The sequence below is a fragment of the Marseilla massiliensis genome (assembly GCF_016899955.1).
In the GTDB taxonomy this organism is placed as follows: Bacteria; Bacteroidota; Bacteroidia; order Bacteroidales; family Bacteroidaceae; genus Prevotella; species Prevotella intestinigallinarum.
The window spans coordinates 94,310-107,909 of the sequence record NZ_JACJJL010000014.1 but is presented as its reverse complement, the minus strand read 5'-3'; the positions used below and the strand labels follow the sequence as shown (position 1 = coordinate 107,909).

Here is a 13,600-nt window from a genome sequence, read left to right as displayed (position 1 = left end):
TGAACACTATAAAGTTACAACAATTTTCGCTAATCACCAAATTTACAAATAGTTATAATTCATCGAACTCACGTTAATTAGAATATTGGTGATAAGGACTTTTTTTCTAACTCTCTGTTTTTCCAAAGCTACGACAAACATACATATAACTTTCAGACGTATTACAGCTTAGGGAAAATCTATAGATATGATTATAGTTATTATTAGTTTTTCTAAAGCGGTACTGCATGACCTTTTTGTGTACTATATGTTGATACTCTATGTAGCCATAAGTAAATGCAAGGCAAAAGAAAGGAAGTATCCACGATACAGGATAATTCCTAAATTAGTGGGGAGTAACCAAGTTGTCTGCCTCTTATGGAACATATAACACTATTTGCGCCACCTTTATAATTCCTCAAAAATGCGGAATTCTGCTACAGGGGGGAGGGTAAATTGTAGCTGTTATTATTATTTGAACTTACAGATATTAGACAAGGCAGATAAAGATAAGATTATTCAAATTAATATATGGTGGAATGAATATGTTAAAGACAAAAAACAAAATAAGTAAAGCTATACAATATATAATTGTTTGCATGATAATGGCAGGATGCACAGATAACTCCATTTCTTTTGACTTTAACAGAAATGCGGTATATACACAAGAAGGGAATGGTATATACAATTTGTTTGTAGAAGAAGAAGGATTAAATCTCATGGCATATAGTGTGGAATGGAGAGAAGGTTCAGAAGCAGCTAATGTATTCTATTTCAATCGACATAATCCATCTTACAAAGTTGTTAAGAGGAATACCCCAGAAATACCAATGATAAAGCTCAAACCTTTAACAACATACACAATAGAAAACCACTCAAATGGAGATATAAATCCCGGTGTTGTGTTTTTCAAAACCGATTCGTTAGGAAGACCATTGGTTAACACATACAAAGAATTGAATAGAGTCGATGAATATTCTTTGCATTGGAAGGAAATGAACGGCAATTAGAGTGGGGTAATACTCCAAATCAGGAGTTGAGTTTCTATGTCCTCATTACGGTTCAACGGAATCCGCTAAAAGTAGGAAGAATCGTATGAATATAGAGGAACAAGAGTCGGTTTTGGGGGGGACTGCTCTTGTTCCTTCTATGTAGTCTCACAGTTGGTTGGTGTTCAAAATATGTAACAAGGAAAATGTTACTATGATAAGATAATCTTTACGGCAATGGCTGTTCTATTGTCTTAATAACAGTCCTGCCCTCCTTATCAAGGAAATACCATCGCAGTGCATGAAACGGTTGTTCTTGATGTGTAACACCCCGATAGGTAATATGTAGTTTCCATCCGGAGAAGTCGGCTTTAGGAATATTGGAGAACAATGCCGACCTCCATTCGGTATTTATTCTCATCTGCCGTTTAATTTTGAATAGCTACTTAATGGAGCCCCCATGTGTGTATCATTACGTGATGCAGCAAAGAGGGTGCGCCCGATTGAGCGCACCCTCTTGCATTTTGTACTGATATTAATCATTCTTATTCCTGCAAATGAGAGCAAAGCGGTTTTGTTTGGTTATGCATCATTTGTCATGACAGGTGTTGGCGGTTGACTTTGCCTTGCCGTTGAATGCGCCTTTTGCGGTTTTATCCGTATGTCTCAATCAGGAATTTCACCAGCTTCGGGTCTCCGAAATCAACCGTTCCCGTATCGTGGCGGTTTAGTGCCGCAATGCTTTTCATTTCCTCGTCGGTCAGCGAAAAGTCAAATATGTCAATGTTCTGCCGCATACGCTCTATGTGCGTGCTCTTGGGTATGGCTATGATGCCACGCTGCATGAGCCATCGCAGTGCCACCTGTGCGGCGGTCTTGCCGTAGCCTTTGCCAATAGAGGCGAGCAGCTCACTGTTTACCACGCCTTCGGCACCCTCTCCGCCGAGCGGCCCCCATGCCATCATTTTGGTGTTGTGTTCGGCGAGCAGCGGCTCGATGCCTTGTTGCTGTACGAGCGGATTGCATTGCAACTGGTTCACCATAGGCTTGATGTCGGCATAGTGGGCGAAGTCGTAGAAGCGCCCCGCCTGGAAGTTGCTCACGCCGATGGCACGCACCTTGCCCGCACGGTAGGCTTTCTCCATGGCCCGCCACGAGCCGAACACGTCGCCGTAAGCCTGATGGATGAGCAGCAGGTCGATGTAGTCGGTCTGCAGCTTGCGCAGGCTCTCGTCTATGCTTGCCGCCGCTTTCTCCTCGCCGGCATTTGAAATCCATACTTTTGTCACCAGGAAAATGTCCTGCCGGGAAATTCCGCTCTTGCTTATGGCGTTGCCCACTCCTTCTTCGTTGAAATACGCCTGTGCCGTGTCAATCAGGCGGTAGCCCACGTTCAGGGCGTCGCCTACGCACCGTTCACATTCATCCGGGGCCACCTTGAACACTCCGTAGCCCAATAACGGCATTTCCACGCCGTTGCTAAGTTTGATTGTCTGCATTTTGTTGTTTTGTTGTTTGGTTCATTGAAACTTTTTGCCGGAATGCCATGCCTGGCCCACGCTGTCGCCCACGGCACGGTAAATCAGCGCCGACGAGTCGAAAATGATTGGCCGGAGCTTGCCCAAGTCCACCTTGCCGTCGGCATTGAGAATGCTCTCGTCGGCGCTCCAGTTCACCACCTCGCCGACCACGCGTGCGCCGCCATCGGCATTTTCGTCAATTTCAACCGCACGGCACTCCAGCGTGAGCTTGTATTCGTTGACGATTGGTGCATCCACATTGGGGCTGGGGGTCACGGTAAAGCCGGCTCGCTTCACTTTGTCGGGAACCTTGTTGCCGCTCACCAGTCCGAAATAGTCGGATTCGGCCATGTAGTCCTCGGTGGCAAAGCTCACCGTGAAGGCTTTCTTCCGCTTTATGTTCTCTGTGGTCTTGTGCGCTCCCAACTCAAAAGTGATTTTGTTGTAATCGCACTGTCCGCCCCATGCGGCCATCATCACGTCGGGCACTTGGTCCTCGTTGTAAGTGGCTATCATGATGCAGGGCTGCGGTGTCATTACCGGGTGCTGCGCTCCGAAATTGCGGCGCCCGGCCACTTCTTTTACATTTTCTTTTCCGTTCATGTCTATACTTGTGTTGTTTGGTTTGTTGTTTTCGTTGCATGCCATCACAACCGACAGCAAGGCTGCCGCCATCATCATAGATTTTCTCATATTTCATTTTTGTTGTAAGTTTTCATTATAATGGGTATTTGCATTCTTTTTGTTGAATGTCTGCAAACGTCAGCAGGTTCATTGTTTGTCGGCAACCGCCTGCTGCGCATTTAACATAAAATGTTAAAGGCGACAGCAGTAACAGCCTTGCTTAATTGTTTCATATTCAGCGCGTTGCAAAACGGGCCGTTCAGGCTTCCCAATCGGCACGTTTTGGCCTGCAAAACGGGCCATGTTGCAAAGCAATACAGGCCGTTTCGTCATGCGATGTCGCCCTTGCTGGAAATCGGCGTAGCGTACGCCGCTTTTTAGTTGCATATTTGTAAGCATGTGAATGGTGTAATCATCAATCTTCACATCAGTTGTTTGTTTGTGCTTCCCAAAAGCCTACGGCGTCTGCCAGCCATCCTTCGGCCACCGTACCGGTGCCCAGTCCGAAGCCGTGAGGAAGCCCCTCGTAGGCATGGAATTCTGTCGGAATGCCGAGCTCGGCAAGCCGTTGCAGCCTGTTTCGCATGGTGCGCCACGGGGCTATGCCGTCGTTGGTGCCTACACAGGCGTATGTGGGGGCGTCTTGCCGGCTTACTGAGCCATACCCCGTATACTGCATGACCACGGCCGATGCTTGCGGTATGTCGTTGCGTCCCGTCAGTTGGCGCAGGCCGTCGGCGTTGCCGAGTGCAGCCGCCATGCGGGCCCCCGCCGAACCGCCCCAGAGCGAATAGCCCGAGGCCCTCACTCCCAGTGCGTCGGCATTGTCGTGGATATAAGTGATGGCTCGTGCAAGGTCTTCGTAGGCATGGTCTGGGCGGTAGATGAGCGCAAAGGCGTTGTATCCGAGTTTGGAAAGTTCGAGGGCATGGGGAAAGCTGTCGTGCATGGCCCCGACGTAAGCGAATGCTCCGCCAGCGTTGCATATGGCGAAGGGGGCGCCATGATTCCCTCTGAAAAAGAACAGGCCTGTGTTGCGTTTCTGCGGGTCGGCCTGTTTTTCGGCCTCTGTGTAGATGTCGATAAATACGCTGTCGGCGTGCGACTTGAGGTAATTGCATATCTCGACTGTCTTGTCCGGGTCGATGTAGTTGTACCAGGCCATACGCAACTGCCCAAGGGTTTCGCCGCTCCAGTACCCATCGTCCACGGGGAAAACCAGCCGGCCCCAATCGCCGAAAGCCGGGTCGTCCATCACGTCGCTTATGCGGCTTGTGCTGGTAAACGCCTGCCCGGTTTCTGCCGGGAAGAAGAATGGCAGGGCGTTGTAAACAAACTCGACCACGGAATTATAGTCGTGGAGCCCTCCCTCCCTCTGATGGTAAGAGAAATTGTGCGGTGTGAACACGTCGGTAAGCTGCATGCAGGCCATGGCCTGGTTGTGGGTCTGGTAGAATCGCGCGTCACGCGTTCCCACGGCGTGCCATACATGGAAGCCGTTGTCTGTGCCGAAGGGTGAAGACCGTACGACAGTGGCAAGGAAACGCGCCGTCTGTTCGGGTGCCGTCTGCCCGCCGAAAGTCGCCACGTGCCAGCTGTCGCCGCTCATGGGCAGGAAGAAGCGTTGCAGGTCGAAGCAATGTTCGAATACATACCACGTCGTGACGCTGCCCAACGAGAATCCGCCGAAAGCCCGGTGGTCGCGCGAAGCCACGATGCCGGCCCTGTCGGTCGTTTCGGCGAATGTGGCAAACCGGCTCTCGACGACCGGAATCAGGTCGTTCTCATATTCATTGTGGAACACGGCAATTTCCTCGCACGACTCGCCCCAGCCTTTCGCCTGGTTGTCTTTGTCCCATGTTGGTGAAACGACTATCACCGGTTGGCAGTCGCCCTGCTGTATCATCCAGTCAAGTATGTTCTTCTGTGCTCCGCCCAAAGCTCCGAATGTGTCTTCGGCCGTGCCTGTCCAGCCGTGCATCAGGTAGACCACATTGTACTGCCGGCTTTCGTCATAGCCGTAAGGCAGGTAGACATAGGCCGGTTTCCTGGTGGCAGGACGGTCGTCACGGGTGTAGTCTTTCGATTCATACTCTATTCTCACAACCTGTCCCTGTTGGGTTGCCTCCGACAGGTATTGGCCGGGAACGGCCCTGGTCATGTCAATTCTGAAACTGTCGTTTGCAGATGTTGCGTTCCCATCTCCATCGGTCTGCATCACGGTCTTGTCCGTGCAGCCGCATAGCGCTGTGGTCATGGCGGCCATCATGACAGCAATGCTGGTCATTATCTTCATCATTCCATGTAATTATACGGTTGCAAATTTCGACAAAATTCTTGTGGTGCATGTTACAATAAATGCCGCCATTGCCTACAATTTTACGGATAGTTCGCCTCATACGCTTAGCCGTGCCTTATATATAGGCTGCCGTTTCACTGCTTGTAAAGTTGGCGGCATGGGCGTGCCGCATGCGTTTTGAGGTTGCGGCACGCCTGTGTTAATCGGCTTTTCTGTCAAAGTGAATGCAAGCAAACGCCATGCCTGCCTGCCAGCCATCTGTAGTTATCATTGCCTACACGCCATTAAAGCTTGCTCAGCCATTCGTTTATGCTTTCCTTTGCACGGGCCCGCTCATTCTGTGCCGTGGCTCCTCTCAGTGCAATCCCCTTCAGTAGGGTCGCCCCTTGGCATGCGGTTTTCAGTTTGTGTTCTGTTCCCGACAGCCCGCTGCCTTCATGTGTGCAGAAAGGTATTACGGTCTTGCCTTGCCAGCGGTGTTTTTCTATGAGTGTATACACGGGCATCGGCAAGTCGCCCCACCAGTTGGGATAACCTATGAAGATGGTGTCGTAATCCTCGACTGCGGCATCGCCCTTGACTGCCGGGCGCGCCTTGGCGGCCAATTCCCGCTTGGCCACCTCCGTGCATTGCGCGTAGTCTTCTGGATAAGGCGTTTCGGGGGTTATCTGGAAGATGTCTCCGCCTGTTTCGTCGACTATCATGTCGGCAATGATGCGGGTGTTTCCCTCGGCTATGTTTCCCACTGCGTAATTCTCGCCTGCGCGTGAGAAGAATGCCACAAGTGTTTTCTTTGCTTTCATGTTATGTTCCATTGTTCTGTTGGTTTGTTTGTTTGCTGTTGATGCCAATGCGGAAAACAGCTGGGAGAAGATGGGTATGACCACACGTCACGTAGTTACACATTATTATATTACGGCCGGTTTGGGCTGCAAAACCATCTGCTGCGTGGCCCAACCATACTCCCCCCGGGTGTTATGTCCGATACGGTTGCAAAGTTAATCCGATTTCGGCAAACTGTCGTTATACAAAACACGGACACGATTAACACATCCACAGATTCTTTTCCCGGTAGCAATCATACTGTCATGCAAAGGATGCAAAGTGCTCATACGCATTACAATAACACGTGGCTTGTTCAATGCTGTCTGCAAAAGCCTATAATGACATTTACCTTTGTGGCGGCATTCATTATGGCAAAGTGGAAGAAACGTATGATGAATATGTCGCTCTGGCGGCCTGATTAAAAAAGAGACAGGCAGTACTGCGTTGGGATGCATACAACAAAAGACAAGCGGCGTGGCATAAGAACGGTTGCCCATACCCTGCAATACTTCCGGCATGGTATACTACAATCAGGCTTCCCATTAGCCGCAACATTTCACAAGGGGGTGCAACAAGGTTGCAGGCATGGCGCCTAATTGGCACGGGGGACATTTGTAAAACGAACGTCAGCCCCTGTACTCCGTCGGACTCACGCCCAGATGTTGCTGTACATAACGGCTGAAATAGGCAGGCGAAGAGAACCCAAACATGTCGGAGATGCGCACGAAAGTAAGTGACTTGTCGCGCAACAGGCGTGAAATGTCGAGCACGGTGTAGAGGTTTATCCAGTAGTTGGCCGGATAGCCGCTAACCTTACGGGAAACTTCAGACAGGTATTTGGGCGTTACGCATAGCTTGTCGGCAAACCATTTCACTTCACGGTGTTCGCGGTAGGTTCCATTCTCAAGCATATTGAGGAACCGGCTCATTATCGCTGCGCTTTGCAGCGGTATGTTGTCAACTCCGTAAAGATGTGAGTGGAAATCGAAAAAGTCGATGATAAGCAGTTGCACTGAGGCTATAAGCAGGTCGCGACGGAAATGGTGGTCGGTCTGAGCAAGCCTTTCTTCCACCATTTCGAAGTCTTTGCGGCACAGTTCAAGCTGCCCTGCGTCCAGTTTCATTACTGGGTCGAGGAACAGGGCCAGCTGTCCTTTCATGCCATAGTTGCTCAGTGGCGTGGAGAGCTCAATGAACTCGGAGGCTACATATATCACTTTCACCCTGAAATCTTCCGCCGGGCGTATGCGATCAACCAGCTTTCCCTTGCGTACAATCATCAGGTTGCCCGCCTGCAGCTGTCGTTCCTCACCGTTGTATTTCAGCTTGCAACTGCCAGCCAGGCAAAGTGCATGGGCCAGGTAATTGCCATAAGCATCAGTGCCAAGTCCATCAAGGCTGTCCTTTATTATGATGTTATCGGTTTCTGCCATGTTTCCAACACTTTCATTTCTTTTGCAAAGATACATATTTCGGGCCGATAACCATTGTTTGGCCGGCTAAAAACGCGTGCATTCTTGCCCGTTGCAGGCAAAAACGGAAATAAGTGCATGGCTAACCGCAATCCTTGTAAAGCGGCTTTTCACCGGCCATTGTAATTTTGCAACGTCATAACAAACAAACTGAATATGGACTACAGAACATTAGGACAGAGCGGACTGAGAGTGTCCGCCATAGGCTTGGGATGCATGGGCATGAGCCATGCCTACGGTGCACCGGCAGACCGGCGCGACATGACCGAGTTGCTTGCCGATGCGGTGGATATGGGTTACACGTTTTTTGATACGGCAGAATCGTATGGAACGGTCGACAATCCACATGACAATGAGGAGTTGTTGGGTGAGGCCCTGAAGCCTTTTCGTGACAAAATCGCCATAGCTACCAAATTCGGCATCACGTTTGAGAATTTGGCTGCGCCCGGTGTACACGCTGTTGTCACCGATTCGCGCCCGGAGGTGATACGCCGTTCGGTTGAAGGGTCGCTGCGACGGCTGCAGACCGACCATATAGACCTGTACTACCAGCACCGTACAGACCCGCGGGTAGAGCCCGAGACGGTTGCGTCTGTCATGGCCGAACTGATCAAGGAAGGCAAGGTTCTGCATTGGGGCCTTTCGGAAGCAAGCGTTGAATACCTGCGCCGGGCACACAGCGTATGCCCAGTGACAGCTGTACAAAACCGCTATTCGATGATGGCACGGTGGAACGAGGCTCTTTTCCCTGTGCTCCAAGAGCTTGGCATAGGTTTCATTGCGTTCTCTCCGCTTGCCAACGGCTTGCTTTCGAGGTGCTATACGGCAACCGACCATTTCGATGTGGCAAACGATTACCGTGCTTACATGCCGCAGTTCCAGGAAGACAGTTTCGGGAAAAACAAGGCCCTGTTCTCTCTGCTCGACGAGCTGGCCGAGCGGAAGCACGCCACACCCGCGCAAATATCGCTTGCCTGGATGTTGTGCAAGAAGCCGTGGATAGTCCCGATTCCCGGCACACGCAAGCTGTGCAGGTTGAAGGAGAACATCGGAGCGGCAGACATCAGTCTCTCTGCCGAGGAGATAAAAGGCATTGACGAAGCCCTTGATGCCATGCACATGAGCGATGTGTTCAGCGGTTCGCTTGTAAAGAGCAGGGCTATATGAAAAGAGCTGTATTGTCGTTTGCTTGTTTGTTGCTGGGCTTGGCTGTAATGTATTGAAGGCATGACACAAGAAACTCATATAAAAAAGAATCAATATGCATCCCAAAGTAATCTGCCATATAATGTCGTCTGTTGACGGTCGGCTGCTGACCGACCGCTGGACGCTTCCCTTCGACGGCAAACCTAAAGGCGAGCTCCTTGGCGTTTATGCCGCCATAGGCCGCAATCTGGGCACCGATGCCTGGATGTTTGGAAAGAACACACTGACGGAAGGCTTCTTCCCAAGGAAGTTCCACGCTGCTGTTACCGACCCGTCGCCACGGCCCGAGGCATACGTTGCTCGCCGATTGTCTGGCCGTCTGTTTGTCGTGGCCGACCCCGAGGCCGACATCATGTATGACTCTTCAGACGTGAGGGGCGACAACATCGTGGCCATCTTGCCCGAGACGGCCCCTGCTGTTTATCTGGAGCACCTCAGGCGGCGCAATGTCTCGTATCTGTTTGCAGGCCCTGACGGTGGCGATTTGCCTCTGGCCATGCGTGAACTCGCCGAAGTGTTCGGGGTGAAATGCCTGTCGTTGCAAGGCGGGGGCATCATCGATGGGGCGTTTCTGCAATTCGGGCTGATAGACGAACTGAGCCTTGTGGTATATCCGGGCATCGACGGTTGGGCTCTGTCGCCATCCGTCTTCGAGTATATGGGGGCAGACACGATGCCTGCGCGGGGGCAAAGCCTCGAACTGCTGTCGGCTGAAACGTTGAATGACGGGGTGGTCTGGTTGCGGTATAAATTCCATAAGTGAATCCAAGCGCAAGCGGCCATCCGGCCGCCGGGGATGTGGCTTGGTTGCCGTTCGCGGCTTTCCAAATGCTTGCGTCTTGTTGCCGGCATGTTGTTGGCCGCATTGTCTCGGCTTTGCCCGCTACGCCTCAGGCAAAGGCTACTGCCTATCTGCGTGTCAGCATCATGGAGTCGCTTTGGCTGCAAAAGGCCGGTTTGTGCAGGAAAAGTAAATGATGGCAGGAAAGGCAGGCTTACATGTTATTGGCGCTGCCACGCATCATTGGTTGTGGCAGCCGCATCCGTCGCTGCCGGTGAGTGCGGCTGCCAAATCATTTCCGTATCTGCGCCGTTGCAAGGCCATTGCCACGGCGCGCGGCCTTGTCCAGTATGGCAAGCCATCGGGGCCGCCGGCATTCCCGCATCATGCCGCTTCCCGGTGGTGCCCCTCTGTAGGCTGTCATGCAGCGGGGCGTCGGTAGGTAGTTGCCACCATCGGCATGCCATGCCAAAAGCGCGGCCGCCAACTCTCGCCCGCAGCCTCTTGGAACACATTGCAGGGCGTTGCCGTGGCCAGAAAGCGAGCCTGTTGCCTTGGCAGTTTCATGCCAACAGCCTCAGCAACTCGTCGTGCACATTTCCGTTTGTGCCGGCCACTTGGCTTCCTTGCGCCGGGTCAAGGTTTTTGCCACGCCAATCAGACACGGTGCCTCCGGCTTCCAGTACAATCAGCATCCCCGCCGCATAATCCCAAGGATTCAGGTATGCCTCGAAATATCCGCCTTGCCGGCCACATGCGGTGTATGCCAGTTCCAGGGCGGCAGAGCCAATCCTTCTGATGTCCTGCGAGTTTTCATATACCCTTAGAAACCTTGCGAAGTTGTCTTTTGCCTGTTCACGTTTTGCTGTGCCTACGCCAATGATGGTTTCCGAGAGCTTTTGTGCGGATGAAACATGAATGGGCTTGCCGTTCAAGAAGCTCCCTTCGCCTTTTACTGCCGAGAACAGTTCTTCGTGAAACGGGTCGTATATAATGCCTGCCACAATCTCGTTTCGTTGGCAGAGAGCCAGCGAGACCACGCTGTGCTGATAGTCGTGCATCAGGTTTGTGGTGCCATCGACAGGGTCGAGAATCCAGTAGCTGTCGGTGTTCATCTGCTGCAAGCCCGTTTCCTCGCCAAGGAACTGAATGTCTGGGGCAAGTTTGTATAGCGCGTCTTTCAGAAATTCCTGTACTGTAATGTCCACTTGAGTGACGTAATCGGCAACGCCTTTCTCTCTTACATGGGCAACCATTTCCCTGTTTGTTATTATCCCCTTCGTCTCTCTGACCAAGGTGGCTATGTGTTGTATATCCATGTTTGCTTAAATATTGTGGTTTTATCGTTTCAGCAGCGTATATGTAATCAAACAAAAGTGCTCTGCTGCAAATATAGTTATTTTTTCCCTACCTTGTCACTTTATTGTGATTAATTCTGCTTAATACGGTTCTCTTAAAGTTAAATTGTCCGTTTTGCTGCCCCGGGTACTTTAACCCGGCAAGCAATATTGGCGCCATGCCCTTGGCAAGGGGGGCGTGGCCGGGTTTCGATGGAATGAATGTCTGCAAACAGCCATGCGCTCGGCGCCTGCCATCGGGCCCGCGCCTGCGCCAGCGTTGCTCTTGTTAAAGGCAACCATACGGGTTGCCACTGTCAACAGGCTGATAGCCAGTGGTTTGCAAAACAGGCCGTTTTGCATTGCGATATCTGCCGTTTTGCAAGTTGAAACGGGCCGTATTGCAATGCCAAACGGCCCGTTTCAAGTCCGACATGCCATGCTGCTGCCATGGCGTCCGGCTCAGACGCCATACACATTATACATATGTACATGGCCCGAGCGGCGGCCTTTGGCACCGTGAGCTTTGCTTGCGGGCAAATGGCGCTTGCCGGTTGCTGTCGCATTTGGCCAAATGTAGTGGCGTAGTCACTGCCGTTGGGCGCATTGTTCATTTTTTCGTTGGTCTTAGGGTTTTGTGTCCTTAAAAAGTTGTATCTTTGCAATGCGATAACAGCTTGGCTCATCCCGATGGCTGTGGCGTGGCTGTTTCAGAGTGTGGTTGTGCGCAACTGCATTCAGTTATGTTAGGGGTCTATTAATTGTTCCGCTTTGCCCCCGCTTCCAGGCAGGGGCGGCAGACAAGCTCCGTAAGTGTAACCATGGCAGGGGATTAATAGTCTCTGCCCGTAAAGACAGACATGAAGAAGTACGTTCTTGACCTTACGGTTAGCGCCGTAGAAAGGATTAATGAGAAGTATGTGCTCATACGGCTTGCCGACGACAAGCCGTTGCCGGACATGTTGCCCGGCCAGTTTGTCGAAGTCCGCGTTGACAATTCGCCAACGACGTTTCTTCGGCGTCCTATCTCCATCAGTTTCGTCGACCGCAGCCGCAACGAGCTATGGCTGCTTGTGGCAGCCATAGGCGACGGTACGCGCGCCATGGCCTCGCTGGCTGTGGGCAGCCGCCTCAATTGCCTGCTGCCGTTGGGCAACGGGTTTACCATGCCATCGTCGGCGTCAGAGCGGGTGTTGCTTGTCGGCGGCGGTGTCGGTGTCGCCCCTTTGCTCTATATGGGTGCCGAGATGCGCCGTTGCGGTTGCGAGCCCACCTTCTTGTTGGGTGCCCGCCGGTCGGCCGACCTCTTGCTGCTCGACCATTTCCGGCGTTACGGCCGCGTGTTTGTCACCACCGAGGATGGCTCGGCGGGCGAGCGGGGCTTTGTCACCAACCATTCTGTTTTGCAGTCAGAGCATTTCGACCGCATACAGACCTGCGGGCCGAAACCAATGATGGTGGCAGTGGCCCGCTATGCCGCGGCGGCGGGCATCGACTGCGAAGCCTCGCTTGAAAACATGATGGCGTGTGGCGTCGGCGCTTGTCTTTGTTGCGTAGAGAAGACCACCGAGGGCAATTTGTGTGTGTGCAAGGAAGGTCCGGTGTTTAATATCAATAAACTGTTATGGCTGAACTGAAAGTCAAGATAAACAACTTAGAGTTGAAAAACCCCGTGATGACCGCTTCGGGCACGTTCGGATACGGCATCGAGTTTGCCGACTTCATTCCGCTCGACGGCCTCGGGGGCATCATTGTAAAGGGAACCACGCTAAGGCCTCGCGAGGGAAATGACTATCCGCGCATGGCCGAGACGGCTTCGGGAATGCTCAATTGCGTGGGTCTGCAGAACAAAGGCGTCGATTATTTCTGTGAGCATATATATCCGCAAATAAAGGATATAGACACCAATATGATTGTCAACGTCAGCGGCTCGTCGCCCGACGACTATGCCGAGTGCGCCTCGCGCATCGACGCCCTCGACCGCATCCCGGCCATAGAGCTCAACATCTCGTGCCCCAATGTGCATGATGGCGGAATGGCTTTCGGCGTTACGTGCGCCGGTGCAGCCAGTGTGGTGCGTGCGGTGCGCCGCCGTTATTCGAAGACGCTCATCGTCAAGCTGTCGCCCAACGTCACCGACGTGGCCGACATTGCCCGTGCCTGCGAGGCCGAGGGAGCCGACAGTGTGTCGCTTATCAACACGCTCATGGGCATGTCCATCGACATTGAGCGGCGATGCTCGCGCCTTAGCATAGGCACCGGCGGCCTCAGCGGCCCGGCGGTCAAGCCAGTTGCCGTGCGCATGGTGTGGCAGGTGGCCCGTGCGGTGGGCATCCCGGTCATCGGCCTCGGGGGCATAATGACAGCTGCCGACGCCATAGAGTTCATCATGGCCGGGGCAACGGCGGTGCAGATTGGCACGGCCAATTTCATCGATCCTACAGTGACAATCAAGGTGCGCGACGGCATCGACAGCTGGCTTGATGCCCACGGGTGCAGGTCGGTGGCAGAAATCATCGGTGCCGCCTGCCACTGAAGCCCACCGCTGTTAGCTTTCAGATGTGTGCC

The 13,600-nt window shown here is 52.4% G+C and carries 12 protein-coding genes; 5 read left to right on the top strand and 7 right to left on the bottom strand.

Annotated elements, in window-relative coordinates:
- The first annotated feature begins 518 nt into the window (after positions 1–518).
- Positions 519–989, top strand: coding sequence for a hypothetical protein (locus tag H6B30_RS09555; RefSeq protein ID WP_205109978.1), 471 nt, complete (start codon positions 519–521; stop codon positions 987–989).
- Between the two features lie 632 nt (positions 990–1,621).
- Here H6B30_RS09555 and H6B30_RS09550 read toward each other — a convergent pair.
- From H6B30_RS09550 to H6B30_RS09525, 6 genes are all read right to left on the bottom strand, one after another.
- The gene (locus tag H6B30_RS09550) at positions 1,622–2,467 is read right to left on the bottom strand and encodes an aldo/keto reductase (protein ID WP_205109976.1); all 846 of its coding nucleotides are present in this window, start codon (positions 2,465–2,467) and stop codon (positions 1,622–1,624) included.
- Between the two features lie 21 nt (positions 2,468–2,488).
- Positions 2,489–3,181 (bottom strand): flavin reductase family protein, encoded by a 693-nt coding sequence (locus H6B30_RS09545; protein ID WP_239483839.1) that lies wholly within the window; start codon positions 3,179–3,181, stop codon positions 2,489–2,491.
- A 123-nt stretch (positions 3,182–3,304) separates the two neighbouring features.
- On the bottom strand, positions 3,305–3,538 hold the full coding sequence (locus tag H6B30_RS09540) for a hypothetical protein (protein WP_205109974.1): 234 nt from the start codon (positions 3,536–3,538) through the stop codon (positions 3,305–3,307).
- A 1-nt stretch (position 3,539) separates the two neighbouring features.
- A complete protein-coding gene (locus tag H6B30_RS09535; RefSeq protein WP_205109973.1) occupies positions 3,540–5,411 on the bottom strand; it encodes an alpha/beta hydrolase-fold protein in 1,872 nt (623 codons plus the stop codon).
- Between the two features lie 284 nt (positions 5,412–5,695).
- Positions 5,696–6,226, bottom strand: a complete 531-nt coding sequence (locus tag H6B30_RS09530) for a flavodoxin (protein WP_205109971.1) — start codon at positions 6,224–6,226, stop codon at positions 5,696–5,698.
- A 636-nt stretch (positions 6,227–6,862) separates the two neighbouring features.
- Positions 6,863–7,669, bottom strand: a complete 807-nt coding sequence (locus H6B30_RS09525) for an AraC family transcriptional regulator (RefSeq protein ID WP_205109969.1) — start codon at positions 7,667–7,669, stop codon at positions 6,863–6,865.
- A gap of 195 nt (positions 7,670–7,864) precedes the next feature.
- On the opposite strand from H6B30_RS09525, the gene H6B30_RS09520 reads away from it, so the two are divergent.
- Together H6B30_RS09520 and H6B30_RS09515 are read left to right on the top strand one after the other, a co-directional pair.
- Entirely contained in the window at positions 7,865–8,875 is a 1,011-nt protein-coding gene (locus H6B30_RS09520; RefSeq protein ID WP_205109967.1) for an aldo/keto reductase, read from the top strand.
- A 94-nt stretch (positions 8,876–8,969) separates the two neighbouring features.
- Complete coding sequence (locus H6B30_RS09515; RefSeq protein ID WP_205109965.1) at positions 8,970–9,677, top strand: dihydrofolate reductase family protein; 708 nt, start codon at positions 8,970–8,972, stop codon at positions 9,675–9,677.
- Between the two features lie 581 nt (positions 9,678–10,258).
- On the opposite strand, the gene H6B30_RS09510 is transcribed toward H6B30_RS09515, so the two are convergent.
- Positions 10,259–11,014, bottom strand: coding sequence for an inositol monophosphatase family protein (locus tag H6B30_RS09510; protein WP_205109963.1), 756 nt, complete (start codon positions 11,012–11,014; stop codon positions 10,259–10,261).
- Between the two features lie 878 nt (positions 11,015–11,892).
- Between H6B30_RS09510 and H6B30_RS09505 the strand changes: the two genes are divergently transcribed.
- The gene (locus H6B30_RS09505) at positions 11,893–12,669 is read left to right on the top strand and encodes a dihydroorotate dehydrogenase electron transfer subunit (RefSeq protein WP_205109961.1); all 777 of its coding nucleotides are present in this window, start codon (positions 11,893–11,895) and stop codon (positions 12,667–12,669) included.
- A complete protein-coding gene (locus H6B30_RS09500) occupies positions 12,657–13,568 on the top strand; it encodes a dihydroorotate dehydrogenase (protein ID WP_205109959.1) in 912 nt (303 codons plus the stop codon). Before H6B30_RS09505 ends, H6B30_RS09500 begins: the two co-directional genes overlap by 13 nt.
- Positions 13,569–13,600 lie beyond the last annotated feature (32 nt).